At 68.7% G+C, this 16,705-nt stretch carries 17 protein-coding genes and 1 tRNA gene; 13 read left to right on the top strand and 5 right to left on the bottom strand.

Annotated features, from left to right (window positions below; translation table 11 throughout):
• Window positions 1–74 precede the first annotated feature (74 nt).
• From EV649_RS30030 to EV649_RS30015, 4 genes are read right to left on the bottom strand one after another with little or no spacing between them, the layout of a single operon-like run.
• Window positions 75–842, bottom strand: coding sequence for an MBL fold metallo-hydrolase (locus EV649_RS30030; protein ID WP_130386961.1), 768 nt, complete (start codon window positions 840–842; stop codon window positions 75–77).
• Complete coding sequence (locus EV649_RS30025; RefSeq protein WP_347233158.1) at window positions 839–1,663, bottom strand: NUDIX hydrolase; 825 nt, start codon at window positions 1,661–1,663, stop codon at window positions 839–841. Before EV649_RS30025 ends, EV649_RS30030 begins: the two co-directional genes overlap by 4 nt.
• Before the next feature lie 6 nt (window positions 1,664–1,669).
• Window positions 1,670–2,131 (bottom strand): RidA family protein, encoded by a 462-nt coding sequence (locus tag EV649_RS30020; protein ID WP_130386960.1) that lies wholly within the window; start codon window positions 2,129–2,131, stop codon window positions 1,670–1,672.
• A complete protein-coding gene (locus EV649_RS30015; protein ID WP_130386959.1) occupies window positions 2,128–2,289 on the bottom strand; it encodes a DUF4177 domain-containing protein in 162 nt (53 codons plus the stop codon). Before EV649_RS30015 ends, EV649_RS30020 begins: the two co-directional genes overlap by 4 nt.
• Window positions 2,290–2,338: 49 nt before the next feature.
• Here EV649_RS30015 and EV649_RS30010 point away from each other — a divergent pair, with 49 nt between their 5' ends.
• From EV649_RS30010 to EV649_RS29995, 4 genes are all read left to right on the top strand, one after another.
• Entirely contained in the window at window positions 2,339–3,289 is a 951-nt protein-coding gene (locus tag EV649_RS30010) for an ArsA-related P-loop ATPase (protein ID WP_130386958.1), read from the top strand.
• Window positions 3,286–4,404, top strand: coding sequence for an ArsA family ATPase (locus EV649_RS30005; protein ID WP_130386957.1), 1,119 nt, complete (start codon window positions 3,286–3,288; stop codon window positions 4,402–4,404). The genes EV649_RS30010 and EV649_RS30005 overlap by 4 nt, the downstream gene beginning before the upstream one ends.
• Before the next feature lie 95 nt (window positions 4,405–4,499).
• Window positions 4,500–6,851, top strand: coding sequence for an endopeptidase La (lon, locus tag EV649_RS30000; protein WP_130386956.1), 2,352 nt, complete (start codon window positions 4,500–4,502; stop codon window positions 6,849–6,851).
• Window positions 6,852–6,984: 133 nt separating this feature from the next.
• Window positions 6,985–9,384 carry a penicillin-binding protein gene (locus tag EV649_RS29995; RefSeq protein WP_130386955.1) on the top strand — a complete coding sequence of 800 codons (2,400 nt, stop codon included), beginning with the start codon at window positions 6,985–6,987 and terminating at the stop codon, window positions 9,382–9,384.
• Window positions 9,385–9,393: 9 nt separating this feature from the next.
• Here the strand turns inward: EV649_RS29995 and EV649_RS29990 are convergent, their stop codons facing one another.
• The gene (locus tag EV649_RS29990) at window positions 9,394–9,861 is read right to left on the bottom strand and encodes a GatB/YqeY domain-containing protein (protein ID WP_130386954.1); all 468 of its coding nucleotides are present in this window, start codon (window positions 9,859–9,861) and stop codon (window positions 9,394–9,396) included.
• A gap of 26 nt (window positions 9,862–9,887) precedes the next feature.
• Between EV649_RS29990 and EV649_RS29985 the strand changes: the two genes are divergently transcribed.
• The 9 genes from EV649_RS29985 to EV649_RS29945 all read left to right on the top strand — a co-directional run bounded on the left by EV649_RS29985 (window position 9,888) and on the right by EV649_RS29945 (window position 16,683).
• Window positions 9,888–10,832, top strand: a complete 945-nt coding sequence (locus EV649_RS29985) for a metallophosphoesterase (protein WP_130386953.1) — start codon at window positions 9,888–9,890, stop codon at window positions 10,830–10,832.
• A 24-nt stretch (window positions 10,833–10,856) separates the two neighbouring features.
• Window positions 10,857–10,933, top strand: a tRNA-Pro gene (locus EV649_RS29980).
• A 67-nt stretch (window positions 10,934–11,000) separates the two neighbouring features.
• A complete protein-coding gene (locus tag EV649_RS29975) occupies window positions 11,001–12,365 on the top strand; it encodes a J domain-containing protein (protein WP_157996346.1) in 1,365 nt (454 codons plus the stop codon).
• 4 nt (window positions 12,366–12,369) lie between these two features.
• Window positions 12,370–12,999 carry a lipoyl(octanoyl) transferase LipB gene (gene lipB, locus EV649_RS29970; protein ID WP_130386951.1) on the top strand — a complete coding sequence of 210 codons (630 nt, stop codon included), beginning with the start codon at window positions 12,370–12,372 and terminating at the stop codon, window positions 12,997–12,999.
• A gap of 9 nt (window positions 13,000–13,008) precedes the next feature.
• The gene (locus tag EV649_RS29965; RefSeq protein WP_130386950.1) at window positions 13,009–13,494 is read left to right on the top strand and encodes a hypothetical protein; all 486 of its coding nucleotides are present in this window, start codon (window positions 13,009–13,011) and stop codon (window positions 13,492–13,494) included.
• Entirely contained in the window at window positions 13,487–14,185 is a 699-nt protein-coding gene (locus tag EV649_RS29960; protein WP_130386949.1) for a carbohydrate-binding family 9-like protein, read from the top strand. Before EV649_RS29965 ends, EV649_RS29960 begins: the two co-directional genes overlap by 8 nt.
• 43 nt (window positions 14,186–14,228) lie before the next feature.
• Window positions 14,229–15,161 carry a tetratricopeptide repeat protein gene (locus EV649_RS29955; protein WP_157996345.1) on the top strand — a complete coding sequence of 311 codons (933 nt, stop codon included), beginning with the start codon at window positions 14,229–14,231 and terminating at the stop codon, window positions 15,159–15,161.
• 102 nt (window positions 15,162–15,263) lie between these two features.
• Window positions 15,264–16,052, top strand: a complete 789-nt coding sequence (locus EV649_RS29950) for a CoA transferase subunit A (RefSeq protein ID WP_130386947.1) — start codon at window positions 15,264–15,266, stop codon at window positions 16,050–16,052.
• 1 nt (window position 16,053) lies between these two features.
• On the top strand, window positions 16,054–16,683 hold the full coding sequence (locus EV649_RS29945) for a CoA transferase subunit B (protein ID WP_130386946.1): 630 nt from the start codon (window positions 16,054–16,056) through the stop codon (window positions 16,681–16,683).
• Window positions 16,684–16,705 lie beyond the last annotated feature (22 nt).

Raw genomic sequence — 16,705 nt, 5'->3', positions numbered from 1 at the left:
AAATCAGGGGTTTGTCACCCAGGTTCCGGGTCACAAACCCCTGACTTCGTGGGTCAGCCAGCCAAATTGGTGGGTCAGCCAGCCAAATAGTCGAGTTGGGCGCGGACGGACCGTTCGGCGGCGGGCCAGAGGGATTGGGGTACGTCGGCGTAGACGTGTTCGACGATGGACTCGGGGGTGGTGTGGCCTTCGGCTATGGCGGCTTTGACCTGGTTGAGGCGGTCTTGGCGGTGTTCCAGGTAGTACGTGAGGACGCCGGACGGGTCGTCGATCACGGGGCCGTGGCCGGGGAGTAGGCGCAGTACGTCGGCCGGTGAGTTCGCGAAGGCCCGGAGGCTCTCCAGGGAGTCGAGGTAGGGGCCCAGGGCACCGTCCGGGTACGCGACGACCGACGTACCGCGGCCGAGGACCGTGTCTCCGGTGAGGAGTGAACCGTCCTGGGGCAGCCAGAAACAGACCGAGTCGAGGGTGTGGCCGGGCGTCGGGAGGACCTCGATCCGGAGGCCGTCGGCGGTGATCACGTCGCCCTCCGACAGGCCGTGGGCGTGGTCGGTGGGGATGCGGAACTCGGGATCCACCGCCCGTACGCCGCAGCCGGCCTGGTTGGCGAACCACCCGGCGCCCTCGGAGTGGTCCGGGTGCTTGTGGGTCAGCAGTACGACGGCGACCTTGCCGGCCGCCTCCAGGACCGCGCGGAGGTGGTCCTCCATCATCGGGCCGGGGTCGACGACCACCGACCGCTCCGCGTCCGGGGCGCGGAGGATCCAGGTGTTGGTGCCGTCCAGCGTCATCAGGCCGGGGTTGTCGGCCCGCACCAGCGTGGCGTACTCGGTGACGTTCATGTGGTCTCCAGATAGGCCTGGTCGCCGTCGACGCGCACGGTGGGCATGATCGCGCGGATCTCCCGCTCGCCGGCCGCGTCCAGGATCGCCGCGACATCGTCGTACTGCGAGAGTTCGTGGCAGCAGATGTACGTCGGGGGCAGCATCAGCACCTCGCCCGCGTCGACGGCCGCGACCGCGTCCGCCGGGCGGATCCACGTGACCTGGTCGGACTCGCTCGTCACGTCCCGGGTGACCTGCCCGGCCGGGAGCGCGGCGACGAAGAACGCGGTGTCGTACCGCTTGGGCTCGAACTCCGGGGTGATCCAGTGCGCCCAGGGGCCGAGCAGGTCGGCGCGCAGGACGAGCCCGCGCCGGTGCAGGAACTCAGAGAACCCCAGCTCACGGGTCTCCAGGGCGACCCGGTCGGCCTCCCAATCGGCCCCAGTGGTGTCGCCAACGACCGAGTCCTTCGACGGTCCGGCCAGCAGGACACCGGACTCCTCGAAGGTCTCGCGGACGGCGGCGGCGACGTACGCCGCTGCCGTCTCAGCCGAGCAGCCGAGTCGCTCGCCGAACCACTCCGGCGAAGGCCCCGACCAGGAGTCCGCGACCGTCGAATCCGTCGCGTCGACCCGTCCGCCCGGAAACACGGTCATCCCGGCGGCGAACGCCATGGTCCGCTGCCGCCGCAGCAGATAGACCTCCGGGCGCATTGCGTCGCGGAGCAGGATCACCGTGGAGGCCGGGCGAGGTTCGGCCGGCGTCCGGGTGCCCTCGGCGTACTCGAGGGCGACCTCGGCCATCCGGCCGGTCATCAGCTGCGACTTCAGGTCCCGCACGAGCGGTCAGCCGACCTCGACGATCAGTTCGATCTCGACCGGGGCGTCGAGCGGGAGAACCGGGACGCCGACGGCGCTGCGGGCGTGCTGCCCGGCCTCGCCGAAGACCTGACCGAACAGCTCGGAGGCGCCGTTCGCGACCTGCGGCTGGCCGGTGAAGTCCGGCGTGGAGGCGATGAACGCGACCGCCTTGACGATCCGCTTCACGTTCCCCAGGTCGCCGATCTCCGCCTTGACCGCGGCCAGCGCGTTCAGCGCGCACTGCTGGGCGCACTCGCTGGCGACCTCGGGCGTGACCGCGTCACCGACCTTGCCGGTGGCGATCAGCGTGCCCTCGCGCAGCGGCAGCTGGCCGGACGTATAGACCAAGTCACCGGTCCGGACGGCCGGGACGTACGCGGCGACCGGCTTGGCCACGTCGGGCAGCTTCAGGCCGAGCTCGGCGAGCTTCTCCTCGGGGTGGCTCATTTGTCCTCGATCTCCCGCTTGAAGTAGGCGACCAGGTTCTCCGGGTTCATGCCCGGGACGACCTGGACCAGCTCCCAGCCGTCCTGGCCGAAGTTGTCCAGGATCTCCTTGGTCGAGTGAACCAGCAGCGGCGCGGTGAAGTACTCGAACTTCTTCATGAAGGGGACTCTAACGGTGTGTCCTGGAGCACGTCCTACCCTGGGACCTATGGCGCGACTGCACGTGGTGACCGGCAAGGGCGGCACCGGGAAGACCACCGTCGCGGCCGCCATGGCGCTCGCGCTGGCGGAGCAGGGCAAACGGATCCTGCTGGTCGAGGTCGAGGGCCGTCAGGGCCTCGCCCAGCTCTTCGACGTACCACCCCTGCCGTACGTCGAACGCCGGATCGCGCACGGCCCCGGCGGCGGTGAGGTGTTCGCGCTGGCCGTGGACGCCGAGGCCGCGCTGCTGGAGTACCTCGACATGTACTACCACCTCGGCCGCGCGGGGAAGGCGCTCGAGAAGGTCGGCGCGATCGACTTCGTCACCACGATCGCCCCCGGGCTCCGCGACGTACTGCTCACCGGCAAGGTGTACGAGGCCACGCGCCGCAAGGTGCACGGGAAGCTCGCGTACGACGCCGTGGTGGTGGACGCCCCGCCGACCGGGCGGATCGCGCCGTTCCTGAACGTGAACACCGAGGTCGCCGGACTCGCCAAGGTCGGACCGATCCGCAACCAGGCGGACGCGATCATGGGCATGCTGCGCTCGGACATCACCCGGATCCACCTGGTCACGCTGCTCGAGGAGATGCCGGTCCAGGAGACCCTCGACGCGGTCGGGCAACTGGAGGCGCTGGACCTGCGGATCGGGTCGATCGTGGTGAACCTGGTCCGCAACAGCCCGCTCGACGACGACGCGCTCGCCCTTGCGGTGAAGGAGAAACTGCCCACCGCCGAGCTGACCCGGGGCCTGAAGGCGGCCGGCCTCACGATCGGCGACGACCTGGTGAAGACGCTCGCGACCGAGGCGCACGACCACGCGATCCGGGTCGGGCTCGAACGCGAGAACCGCGACCGGATCGATGCCCTGGGCAAACAGGTGACGGAGCTGACGCTGCAGCCGGACGGGATCGACCAAGGCACGCTGATCGACCTGGCTGAGGAGTTCCGGGCATGAACCTGGATCTGGACGCGCTCATCGACGACGGCGACACGCGGATCATCGTCACCTGCGGTTCCGGCGGGGTCGGGAAGACCACGACCGCGGCCGCGCTCGGTCTGCGCGCGGCGGAGCGCGGGCGGAAGGTCGTCGTACTCACGATCGACCCGGCCCGGCGGCTGGCGCAGTCACTCGGGCTGACCGAGCTGGACAACACCCCGCGCAAGGTGGCGGAGGTGAACGCCAAGAACGGCGGTCGGCTGGACGCGATGATGCTCGACATGAAACGGACGTTCGACGACGTCGTCCTGCAGCACGCGACGCCGGAGAAGGCCGAGCAGATTCTCGCGAATCCCTTCTATCAAGCGCTTTCCTCGTCCTTCGCGGGCACGCAGGAGTACATGGCGATGGAGAAGCTCGGGCAACTGCACAGGCAGGCCGAGCGGACCGGCGAGTGGGACCTGATCGTGGTGGACACTCCCCCGTCGCGGTCGGCGCTGGACTTCCTGGACGCGCCGGAGCGGTTGGCGTCGCTGCTCGAGGGCCGGTTCCTCAAGCTGCTGCTGGCGCCGGCGCGTGGCCCGTTCAAACTGATGTCGGCCGGGGTGAACATGGCGATGTCGGTGCTGAACAAGGTCCTCGGCGCTCAGGTGCTGACCGACGTACAGACGTTCGTGGCAGCGTTCGACACGTTGTTCGGCGGGTTCCGGCAGCGGGCCGAGCAGACGGTCGCGCTGCTCCGGGAGCCGCACACCGCGTTCCTCGTCGTGGCCGCGCCGCAGAACGATGCGCTGCGGGAGGCGTCGTACTTCGCGGAGCGGCTGCGGGCCGAGGGAATGCCGCTGGCCGGTGTCGTGCTCAACCGGGTGACGAACACGGAGGCGCCAGAACTGTCGGCCGAGCGGTCACTCGCTGCAGCCGAGAAGCTCGAGGAAGCGGACAAGTCGCCGTTGACGGCCGCCGTACTGCGGTTGCACGCGGACAGGATGCTGCAGGTCGTGGGCGACCACAAACGCGCGGAACGCTTCCGGCGAGGTCACCGCTCGATCCGGACCGTCGAGGTGCCCGCGCTGGCCGACGACGTGCACGACCTGACCGGTCTACGCCAGATCGGCGAGTTGCTGACCGCCTGATTTCACCGTCAGCGAACCCCGATGAAGGCCGGGAATTACTTACTTACACCTGTGGTTGAGCCCATCAGACTCAACTTGGAAAAGGGTGTGACAGCGTGACCGATACGTTGAATCTTCCTGTACTGCCGCTGGACGACGTCGTGGTCCTGCCGGGAATGGTCGTGCCGGTCCGACTCGCAGACAGCGAGGCCCGGGCGGCGATCGATGCCGCGCAGGCCGCAGGTCAGGACCAGGTGCTCCTGGTTCCGCGGCTGGACGGAAAATATGCCAAGGCCGGAACGCTCGGTGAGATCGAGCAGATCGGCCGCCTGCCGGGCGGTGCCCAGGCAGCTGTGATCCGCGGGACCCAGCGGGTCCGCATCGGCGCCGGGACTGCCGGCCCGGGTGCGGCGCTCTGGGTAGGGGCGACGGTGATGCACGAGATCACCGACGACCGCTCCGTCGAGCTGGCCCGTGAGTACAAGACCCTGACCACCTCGGTGCTGCAGCGTCGCGGCGCGTACCAGGTGATCGATTCGATCAAGCAGGTCGACGACCCGGCGGAGCTGTCCGACCTGGCCGGCTACGCGTCGTACCTGAACAACGAGCAGAAGTCCTGGCTGGTGGAGAACGCGAATGTCTCCGAGCGGCTGGAGAAGCTGATCGGCTGGGTGAAGGACCACCTCGCCGAGCTCGAGGTCTCCGAGACGATCCAGAAGGACGTCCAGGAAGGCATGGAGAAGCAGCAGCGGGAGTTCCTGCTGCGCCAGCAGATGGCCGCGATCCGCAAGGAGCTGGCCGAGCTCGACGGCAAGGCCGAGTCCGAGGAAGAGGACTACCGGGCCCGCGTCGAGGCGGCCGGCCTGCCGGAGCACGTGCAAAAGGCCGCGCTCGCCGAGGTCGACAAGCTCGAGCGGACCTCTGAGCAGTCTCCCGAGGTCGGCTGGATCCGGACCTGGCTGGACACCGTTCTCGAGCTGCCCTGGAACGAGCGGACCGAGGACAGCTACGACATTCGCGAGGCGCGGGCCGTGCTGGACGCGGACCACGCCGGTCTGGACGACGTGAAGCAGCGCATCACGGAGTACCTGGCCGTACGGCGTCGTCGTGCGGACCGTGGTCTCGGTGTCGTCGGCGGTCGCCGCAGTGGCGCCGTACTGGCGCTGGTCGGTCCTCCTGGTGTGGGTAAGACCTCGCTGGGTGAGTCCGTGGCGCGGGCGATGGGCCGGAAGTTCGTCCGGGTCGCCCTGGGTGGCGTGCGGGACGAGGCCGAGATCCGTGGCCACCGGCGGACGTACGTCGGTGCGCTGCCGGGCCGGATCGTCCGGGCCATCACCGAGGCGGGTTCGATGAACCCCGTCGTACTGCTGGACGAGATCGACAAGGTCGGTGCGGACTACCGGGGTGACCCGACGGCCGCGCTGCTCGAGGTCCTCGACCCGGCGCAGAACCACACCTTCCGGGACCACTACCTGGAGGTCGAGCTGGACCTGTCCGACGTGGTGTTCCTGGCCACGGCGAACGTGCTGGACTCCATCCCGGCGCCGCTGCTGGACCGGATGGAACTGGTGCAGCTGGACGGGTACACCGAGGACGAGAAGGTCGTCATCGCCCGTGACCACCTGCTCCCGCGTCAGCTGGAGCGGGCGGGCCTGACGGCGGACGAGGTGACCATCGAGGACTCGGCGCTCCGGGTGCTCGCGGGTGAGTACACCCGGGAGGCCGGCGTACGGCAGCTCGAGCGGTCGATCTCGCGGGTACTGCGGAAGGTGACGGCGAAGCTCGCCCTGGGCGAGGACGTTGGCAACCTGACGATCGACGGTGGTGGCCTCAAGGGGTACCTAGGTTCGCCGAAGTTCACGCCGGAGTCGGCGGAGCGTACGGCGCTTCCGGGTGTGGCGACCGGACTGGCGGTGACCGGTGCGGGTGGTGACGTGCTCTTCGTCGAGGCGTCACTGGCCGACAAGGAGACCGGCCCGACCGGAGTCACGTTGACCGGGCAGCTGGGTGACGTGATGAAGGAGTCGGCGCAGATCGCCCTGTCGTACCTTCGCTCGCACGGCGCGGAGCTGGGGCTGCCGGTCGGTGACCTGGCCGAGCGGAACGCCCACATCCACGTTCCGGCCGGTGCCGTCCCGAAGGACGGACCGTCGGCGGGTGTGACGATGACGACGGCGCTGGCGTCGCTGCTGTCCGGGCGGCCGGTCCGCTCGGAGGTCGCGATGACCGGTGAAGTGTCGCTGACCGGACGGGTGCTCCCGATCGGCGGGGTGAAGCAGAAACTGCTCGCCGCGCACCGGGCCGGGCTGACCACGATCCTGATCCCGAAGCGGAACGAGCCGGACCTGGAAGACGTGCCGGCGTCCGTGCTCGCGGAGCTGACCGTGCACCCGGTGAGCGACGTCCGTGAGGTGCTGGATCTGGCGCTGGAACCGGCCGAGGTCGGCGCGCACCAGTTCGCCGCCTGACCCGTCGTACGGAACGAGGGCCCGAGCAGTTGCTCGGGCCCTCGTCCTTTTGGATGAACTTTGTCCAGCCAGGGTGACCGAACTCACACGCGGAGCGGTAACCCTTATCGGCGGTCCCGTAGTCTTAACAACCATGCGCGTCAGGGAAAAGGGCGACCGCGGCGTCGTCCAATCTGTGGTTCTGTTCCTAGGGGTGAGCGTGCTGTCGGGGGCCTTGGCTGCCGGTCTCGCCATCCCGTTCGCCGGCCTCGCCGGATTCACCACGGAGAAGACTTCCGACACGCTGCAGGACCTGCCGCAGCAGTTCGACGAGGTGCCACTCAAGCAGAAGAGCACCATCCTGGCCGCCGACGGTTCGGTGATCGCCACGCTCGCCGAGCAGAACCGGGTTCCGGTGAAGCTCAAGGACGTCGCGCCGATCATGCAGAAGGCGATCGTCGCGATCGAGGACGACCGGTTCTACGAGCACGGCGCCCTGGACGCGAAGGGCACGCTGCGCGCGCTGCTGCAGAACCAGTCGTCGGGCTCGGTGCAGCAGGGTGGTTCGAGCATCACCCAGCAGTACGTGAAGGTCAGCCTGGTCGAGAAGGCGAAGACCCCGGCCGAGCTCGCCGCGGCGACCGCCGACACGTACCAGCGCAAGATCGCCGAGCTGCGGTACGCGATCGCGGTCGAGAAGCAGTTCTCGAAGAACGAGATCCTGGAGAAGTACCTCAACCTGGCGAACTTCGGCGACGGCGCTTGGGGCATCCAGGCCGCCGCCCAGCACTACTTCTCGGTGAACGCGACCCAACTGACGCTCCCGCAGGCTGCGATGCTGGCCGGCCTCGTGAAGAACCCGACCGGTTATGACCCGACCAACGACGCCAAGCGCGCCAAGGACCGCCGCGACGTCGTACTCCGCCGGATGCTGCAGCTCAACGTGATCTCGGTCGCCCAGGCCAACTCGGCCCTGAAGACCCCGGTCATCGACCCCGCCAAGGTCCGCCCGAACAAACTCGGGTGCGCGAACGGCCCGTACCCCTTCTACTGCGAGTACGTCGTCTCGCTGCTCGAGGACAACCCGGCCTTTGGCAAGACCAAGGTCGACCGCGCCAACTACATCAAGACCGCGGGCCTGACCATCAGGACCTCCCTCGACCGGAAGATCCAGGCCGACGCGCAGCGCTCGATCGACACCCACTCCCAGACGACCGACCAGGCGGTCGCCGCGATCACGATCGTCGAGCCGGGCACCGGCCTGGTGAAAGCGATGGCGCAGAGCCGTGGGTACGGCAGCAAGCGGGGCCAGACCTCCTACAACTACAACGTCCCGAAGAGCTATCCGGGCGGGTACGGCGGTTGGCAGAACGGCTCGACGATGAAGGCGTTCACCATCGCCGCGGCGATCCAGAAGGGCATCCCGCTCAACTACAAGATCAACTCGCCGAGCCCGCTGCCGCTGGGCGGTCAGACGTTCAGCACCTGCGACGGTCCGTACAAGATCCTCGAGGAATACGACCCGAAGAACTCGACGAAGAACGTCGCGGTCCCGACGATGATCCAGGCGGCGCAGAAGTCGACGAACACCTACTTCCTGCAGCTCTCGCAGCGGACCGGACTGTGCCCGATCGCCAAGATCGCCGGTTCCCTGGGGATGTACCAGGCCCAGTCCGGGGAGCCGCTCCGGCAGGTCCCCTCGATGACGCTGGGCATCGACCAGATCTCGCCGCTACAACTGGCCAACGCGTACGCCGCGTTCGCGGCCCGAGGCATGTACTGCCAGCCGTGGCTGATCACCTCGGTCAAGGACTCGGCCGGCAAGGCGCTGAGCATCCCCGGCGCGCAGTGCAAGCAGGTGCTGTCGCAGGAGGTCGCCGACGGTGTGAATGCGGTACTGCACCAGGTCATGGAGCCGAACGGCACCGGCGGCAAGCTGAAGTTCGGCAAGAGCGACCTCGCGGGCAAGACCGGAACCATCAACCAGGCCAAGGCGGTCTGGTACGCCGGTTACTCGAGCAAGCTCGCCGCAGCCTCCACGGTGGCCGACGCGTCCCCGCCGTACAAGGAACTGCAGGGCCAGAGCCTGAACGGCAAGCCCATCAACGACCCGTCAGGTTCCGGGACGGCCGGCCCGATCTGGGAGGCCGCGATGAAGGCCGCCCTGCAGGGCTACCCGACGACGCGTTTCGTTGCGCCGTCCACCGTTGTCCAGCGAGGCAACGTGAAGGACCTGCCGTTCGTGAACGGCATGAACCCCGAGGACGCCGCGAACAAGCTCCGGCAGGCAGGCTTCGAGGTCGCGATCGCCTCCGGCACCGTCAACTCCGAGGAGACCGCCGGCACGGTCGCCTACACCGACCCCCGGCAACGTGACGGCGCCCCTGACGGCTCGCTGGTGACGATCTACGTCTCGAACGGCAGCAAGCAGGCCAAGCCGGGGAAGCCGACGACCACGCAGACCGTGAAGCCGCCGGGCACCCCGACCACGCTGAATCCGAACTGTCCGCCGACGAATCCGAAGTACCCGAACTGCGGCGGCCGCGGCCGCTAGCGGCGGCGGTCAGGCGCCGAGTTGGCGTTTGACCTCGGCGGAGACGACGGCGCCGTCGGCCTTGCCCTTGACCTTGGGCTGCAGGGCGCCCATGACCTTGCCGATGCCGCGCGGGCCGAGCTCGGCGGCGCCGGTGGCGGCGATGGTCTCGGTCACCAGGACCTTGATCTCGTCCTCGGTGAGCTGCTCGGGGAGGTAGTCGGCCAGGATGTCCGCCTCGGCCTGTTCCTTGTCGGCGAGCTCGGCGCGGCCGGCGTCGCGGTAGGCGACGACCGACTCGCGGCGCTTCTTGGCCTCGGAGCTGAGTACGTCGACGATCTCGGTGTCGCTGAGCTCGCGGGCCTCCTTGCCGGCCACCTCCGCCTTGGTGATCGCGGTGAGCGCCATCCGCAGCGTCGACTTGCGGATCTCGTCGCGCGCCTTGAGGGCGGCGGTCATGTCGTCGTGCAGGCGCTGCTTCATTCCGGAGTTGGACATGACCATGATTGTGGCAGGCTGGTGAAATGAGCTTGCGCGGGATCGCCACCACCACCCTCAAGACCACCGCTGTGGTCGGTGCCGTGGGCGCCGCCTGTGTCGCGTATGCGGCCGGTATCGAGGTGCGCTGGTTCACGCTGCGCAGAGTGACGGTGCCGGTCCTGCCGGAAGGGACCGCGCCGCTCAAGGTGCTGCACCTGTCCGACTTGCACCTGATGCCCACGCAGGAGAAGAAGATCCGCTGGGTCAACGACCTGGCCGCGCTCGAGCCCGACCTGATCGTCAACACCGGCGACAACCTCGCGAGCGAGCACTCGGTCCCTCCGCTGCTCCGTGCGTACGGCGATCTGCTCGATCTGCCGGGGGTGTTCGTGTTCGGCTCCAACGACTACTGGAAGCCGCACTTCAAGAACCCGGGCAAGTACCTGCTGCCCGCGAACAAGCAGCGCCACAAGCCGCACGGCCCCGACCTGCCGTACGAGGAGATGCGCCGCGCGTTCAGCGGCGCCGGCTGGACGGACCTGAACAACGCCAAGGCCACGCTGAAGGTGAACGGCCTGCGCCTGGACTTCGCCGGCACCGACGACCCGCACATCAAGCGCGACCGGTACGACGAGGTCGCGGGCGAGATCGACCCGACGGCGGACCTGTCGATCGGCGTCACGCACGCGCCGTACCAGCGGGTCCTGAACGGCTTCGTCGGCGACGGTTATCCGCTGGTCCTCGCCGGTCATACACACGGCGGCCAGCTGGCGGTGCCGTTGTACGGCGCGCTGGTGACCAACTGCGACCTCGACACGTCCCGCGTGAAGGGCCTGTCGACCTGGGGGTACGACGGTCGTCAGGCAGCGCTGCACGTGTCGGCAGGGCTCGGTACGTCGCCGTACGCGCCGGTCCGTTTCGCCTGCCGCCCGGAGGCGACCTTGCTCACCCTCGTCCCACGCAATAACCCGATTTCGTCCGGACGCTGAGCCCATGTAAGCTACTCGCGACTTCGGGCTGTGGCGCAGCTTGGTAGCGCGCTTCGTTCGGGACGAAGAGGTCGCAGGTTCAAATCCTGTCAGCCCGACCACCATTGAGGGTCAGTCACTGCGGTGACTGACCCTCAGTGCGTTCTGTCGTGTCGCGGAGGTGCTGGGGTGAGCGGGGCCGATCACTACGAAGTGCTGAATGTCGAGCGCACGGCCACCGCCGCCGAGATCAAGACCGCGTACCGGAAGCTCGTCCGCCAGGTCCACCCGGACCAGGGCGGCAACGCGGCGCTCTTCCGCCTCGTGCAGGAGGCCTGGAACACGCTCTCGGATCCGGCCAAGCGGGCCTCCTACGACCGCTTGCTGGCCGGCCAATCGACGACGACCACCCGCGAGCCGGGTCCGCAGCCCGCGCCGGATCCGCAGCCCGAACCTGAGCCCACCTGGACCTGGTCGACCGACCAGCCCTGGTCGAGCGCGTCGAGCTCGTCGAGCCAACAGGCGGAGCAGCCGGAGCAGCCCAGGACGAGCGGTGAGCGGGTCCAGCCGGTCGACGCGGGCCCGATCCACGCCAGCCCGTCCTTCGGCCGCTGGCGAACCTCTGCCCTCATCGCGCTGACCGCCTTCTGCGCACTCGTCATCTGGATCCTCGTCACCATCGGCTACAACGGCTTCTGGGACGTTGTCTTCGGCATCGGCACCGCCGCGATGATCGTGGTGGCGATGCCGCCGCACTGGAGCAGGCGACTGCCTCTCGGCGGCCTGTTCAAGACGCTCGGCGTCCTCACCGCAGCGTTCTTCCTGCTGGCGCTGATCCTGACGTTCAATCCGTTCGCGGACAGCGGCGCGTCCACGGTCAGCCGGATTCTGCTCGGCGCGGTCGTCGCGGGTCTGGTGGTCGTCCGGATCCTCACCGGTCGCTGGTCGAAGGCGCACGCGCTGGATCTGGCGATCGACCGGACCGCGACGTACGAGTTCAACCTGTGGGGCCGTCCTGGCGAGCCGCTCCTCGACGATGCGCTCGCTGCGCCGATCTCGGCGTACGACGTGCTGCTGCAGCGGCGTACGGCCAACCTCCTCGACCCTGTGGTCGGCGCACTGCCCGCGGCGAAGCTGGTGCACGGTGCGCAGCTCGGTGCCGTCGCCGTCGATCACATGCTGCTCAACGGGCACCGCGTCGCTCTGATCGTGTCGCTGGTCGGACCTCCCGGCGCGTACTCGCTCGACGCCTACGGGTCCCTCGTCTTCAACGGCCAGCCGATCGACAGCCCGGTGCCCGCGCTGGAGTCCGCTGTGGCTGCCTGGAGCGGGCGGCTCCGGACGGCTGAGGTACGCGGCTTCCTGATCGTTCACCCGACCGTGGACGGCCAGGGCGGGATCATGACGCAGGCCGGCTCCGAGGCCGCCGTGACGTGTGTGTCGGCACGGTCCGCCGACCGTGAACTCCTCAACTGGCTGGAGCCGGAGGGCAACGTGGTCGATCGCCGGCTGCTGTACGACGTCCTGCGCCGCGCGCCGTACGGCCTAACCTGAACGTATGCAGCGGATTGATCTCGGTGAGGTGGAGTACGACGTCGCCTCGAAGGACATGCGTGGCTGGGTCGAGGAGCGCGTCGAGGGCAAGGCCGAGGATCGCCTGTTCCTGCTGAGTCATCCGCCGGTGATCACCTACGGACCGCGGACGGTCCTCGACGACCTGCCCGCGGAGGCGGCCGCGATCCCGACGGTGCAGGTCGACCGCGGCGGGTACGCGACGTACCACGGCCCCGGCCAGCTGGTCGGGTACCTGGTGATCGACCTGCACCAGCGCGGCCCGGTCGACATCGTGCGCTGGTTGGAGAACGGTCTGATCGAGGCCCTCGGGTCACTCGGTTTCCCGCTGGTACGCCGGGACACGCCGAAGGGAGCGAGCAGCCTGGTCGGTGTCTGGACCGAGGACGGCCGGAAGCTCTGCTCGATCGGCATGCGGATCCGGCGCGGCGTGACCAGCCATGGGTTCTCGGTGAACGTGGACCCGGACATGACCGTGTTTCACACGTTCACCAGCTGCGGGCTGGACGACGTCACGATGGTCTCGCTCGCCGAGCTGGCCGCGGAGCAGGGCCTGACCGCGCCCACCGACGCCGACGTGCGCGATGCCATCGCGAACTCCCTGGGAGCCCGATAGCCTGCCGCAATGGGTCAGGAGGACGACGACGACCGGATGCCGGACGATCTGGAAGCCGCGCTGGAGGCCGCCGACGACGAGGCGGAGGAGGAGCGCCCGGGGCGGTACGACGGGCCGCCGCTGCCGCCGGGGCTGATCCTGGCCGTCGTCGGGCTGCTGTGCGGGTTCGCGACCATCGCGCTGGTGTGGCTGAGCGAGCGCGGCTGCGAGCGGTTCCGGGACACCACGAACTGCGGCGCCCTCGGGCTGCCGCTGCTGATCGTGATCGTGGTCGTCACGATGGTGCTCGGCGGTACGGCGCTGAGCCGGCTGGCGATGCCGCACCCGAAGCTGATCCCGTTCCTCGGCGTCGCGTTCATGGTCGCGCTGGTGGTGGCGTTCCTGACCGGCCACCTGGACTCGCCCTGGATCCTCGCCGTCGTACCGGTGCTGACCGCCGTCACCTTCCTGCTCGCCAACCTTCTCGCCCGACTGCTGGAGCGTGCCGATGCCTGACCTGCCCGTCTACGAGTGCCCGCGGACCGCCACCACGCCGAACCTCGACGGCACCCTGACCGACCCGGCCTGGGAGGCCGCGCCGTGGACGACCGGCTTCGTCCCGATCCACGACGGCCCCACGCCACGGTTCCGGACCCGGGCGAAGCTGATGTACGACGACCAGTACCTGTACGTCGGCGGCCTGCTCGAGGAGCCGCACGTCTGGGCGACGATGACCGAGCACAACAGCAAGCTGTTCCACGAGAACAACTTCGAGCTGTTCCTCGACCCGGACGGCGACGGGCAGAACTACTACGAGTTCGAGATCAACCCGCTCGGGACGATCTGGGAGCTCACGCTGCCGAAGCCGTACGTCGACGGCGGCGTGCCGATCGACCCGACGAACCTGCCCGGTCTGCGGACCGCGGTCCACGTCGACGGCACGCTCAACGACCCGTCCGACACGGACACCGGGTGGTCGGCGGAGGTCGCCGTACCGTGGGCCGAGCTGGCTCCCTACAACAAGGGCCGGGCAACCCCACCGAACCCGGGTGACGAGTGGCGGATGAACCTGATGCGCTGCGAGTGGCCGCACGAGGTCGTCGACGGCGCGTACGTGAAGGGCGACGACTGCGAGTTCTGGGTCTGGTCCCCGCAGGGCGTCGCGGACATGCACCGCCCGGCGACCTGGGGAGTACTCCGTTTCTGACCCCGTGACACGGCGTTAACACGGGCGAGCGACAATGAAGCACGTGAACTTGGGGGGCTCCGGCGGACCACACAGTCTGGAGGCGGACCAGGTCGTCAGCGCGATCGAGCGCGCGTGTGAGAGCGACCTACGGACCGCCTTACGGCTCGTTGCGCGCTATTCGGCGTACTGGTGGTCGAACGGGCTCCAGGACGAGGCTGCTGCCGCGGCCGAGCGGGTGCTCAGCATGCTCGGCCGGACCGTCCCGGTCGGGCTGGACGAGGAGTACCTGCTGGCGGTCATCCACGGTGCGGCGTCGGCTGAGCAGGAGCAGGTGGAGCTGGCCCAGCAGATCGTGCTGACGACGACCGGCCCGTTCCGGTACTCCGTGACGGTGCTGCTGTGGTCACTCGTGTTCGGACCGTTCGAACCGGCCGCCGTGGTTGAGGACGTGTTGGAGCGCAACGAGGCCGGCGACGCGTGGACGCGCGCAGCAGTCGAACTGTGCCGTGGCTACCCCGGTCTGACGACAGCTGCACCCGGTGACACGGCACAGAGCCTGCGTACGGCGCTGGGCCGCTTCCGGATGCTCGAGGACCGGTGGGGCATGTTCCTGGCCCTCAGCGCGCTCCGGCAGGTCGTCGACGAGCCGCTGGACGCCACCACCGAGGCGCTGGAGCTCGCCGAGCACCTGTGCCTCGCAGACGAGACCGCACTGCTGCTGTGCGAGCGTGCCGAGCTCTACCGACGGCAGGGGAAGCTGGAAGACGCCCACGCGGACTACAGCCGGGCCCTGTCGATCGGCGAGCACGCCGACCAGCCGGAGACCGTTGCAGTGGCACGGGTCGGTTTGGCGCGTACGGCGCGCGGCTCCGGCAATCTCCCGGCCGCTCGCGCGCACCTGTCCGCCGTACTCGCCATCCCCGAGTTGGACGACGCGCACTACGAGGCGTTGCACGAACTGGCGGCGCTGAACGCCTCCGAGGCATCCGCGTAGCACCTGACCACATACCCGAGTGGTACCACTCACATCGCGGGACGCGGGTCGGCTGGTTAGAGTCGGAGCGAATCGGGCCTCGACACTGCAACGGAGCAGCTGATGGACAAGACGTACGGGTCGCCGCAGGAAGCGGTGGCGGACATCGGGGACGGCGCAAGCCTGGCCGTCGGCGGCTTCGGGTTGTGCGGCAACCCCATGCAGCTCATCAGCGCTCTGCACGACAAGGGGGTCTCCGGGCTCAGCGTCGTGTCGAACAACTGCGGCGTCGACGACTGGGGACTCGGCATCCTGCTCGCCGACAAGCGGATCGCCAAGATGACGTCGTCGTACGTCGGGGAGAACAAGGAGTTCGCCCGGCAGTTCCTGTCCGGGGAGCTGGAGGTCGAGCTGACCCCGCAGGGCACGCTGGCCGAGAAGCTCCGGGCCGGCGGCTGCGGGATCGCCGCGTTCTTCACCCTGGCCGGTGTCGGGACGCAGGTCGCCGACGGCGGGCTGCCGCAGAAGTACAACGCGGACGGTTCGGTCGCGAAGGCGTCGGAGCCCAAGGAGACACGGGAGATCGACGGTACGACGTACGTGCTGGAGGACTCGATCACCACCGATTTCGGGCTGGTGCACGCGCTCAAGGGCGACACCCACGGGAACCTGGTCTTCGACCGCAGCGCGCGGAACTTCAACCCGCTCGCCGCGATGGCCGGGCGGGTGACGATCGCGCAGGTGGAGGAGCTGGTCCAGCCTGGTGAGCTGGACCCGGACTCGATCCATCTGCCCGGTGTCTACGTCCAGCGTGTGGTTGCCGTCGGCAAGGACATCGAGAAGCGGATCGAGAAGCGGACGGTCCAACCCCGCGAGGCGTACGAGGCCGCGCGCGAGAAGCTGGAGGCCTGAGATGCCACTCACCCGTGAGCAGATGGCCGCCCGGGCCGCCGCCGAACTCGAGGACGGCTCGTACGTGAACCTGGGCATCGGCCTGCCGACCCTGGTCCCGAACTACATCCCGGACGGCGTCACCGTCGTACTGCAGTCCGAGAACGGCATCCTCGGCGTCGGGCCGTACCCGGTCGAGGGCGACGAGGACCCCGACCTGATCAACGCCGGCAAGGAGACCGTCACGACGCTGCCCGGCGCCTCGTTCTTCGACTCGTCGCTGTCCTTCGGGATGATCCGCGGCGGAGCGATCGACGCGGCCATCCTGGGCGCCATGCAGGTCTCGGCCACCGGCGACCTGTCGAACTGGATGATCCCCGGCAAGATGGTCAAGGGGATGGGCGGCGCGATGGACCTGGTGCACGGCGCGAAGAAGGTGATCGTGCTGATGGAGCACGTCGCCAAGGACGGCTCGCACAAGATCCTCGCCGAGTGCGACCTGCCGTACACCGGTCGCGGCGTCGTCAACCGGATCATCACCGACCTCGCCGTCCTGGACGTCACCGACGACGGCCTGCAACTGGTCGAGCTCGCCGAGGGCGTCACCTTCGACGAACTCCAGGAGAAGACCGGCGCCCCGATCAAGCAGTAGCTCTCCTGCACCCCCATATCGT

The organism is Kribbella sp. VKM Ac-2569 (assembly GCF_004216905.1).
Taxonomy (GTDB): Bacteria; Actinomycetota; Actinomycetes; order Propionibacteriales; family Kribbellaceae; genus Kribbella.
Note: the sequence above shows the minus strand (reverse complement) of the source record. Positions and strands in the feature narration are given on the sequence as shown.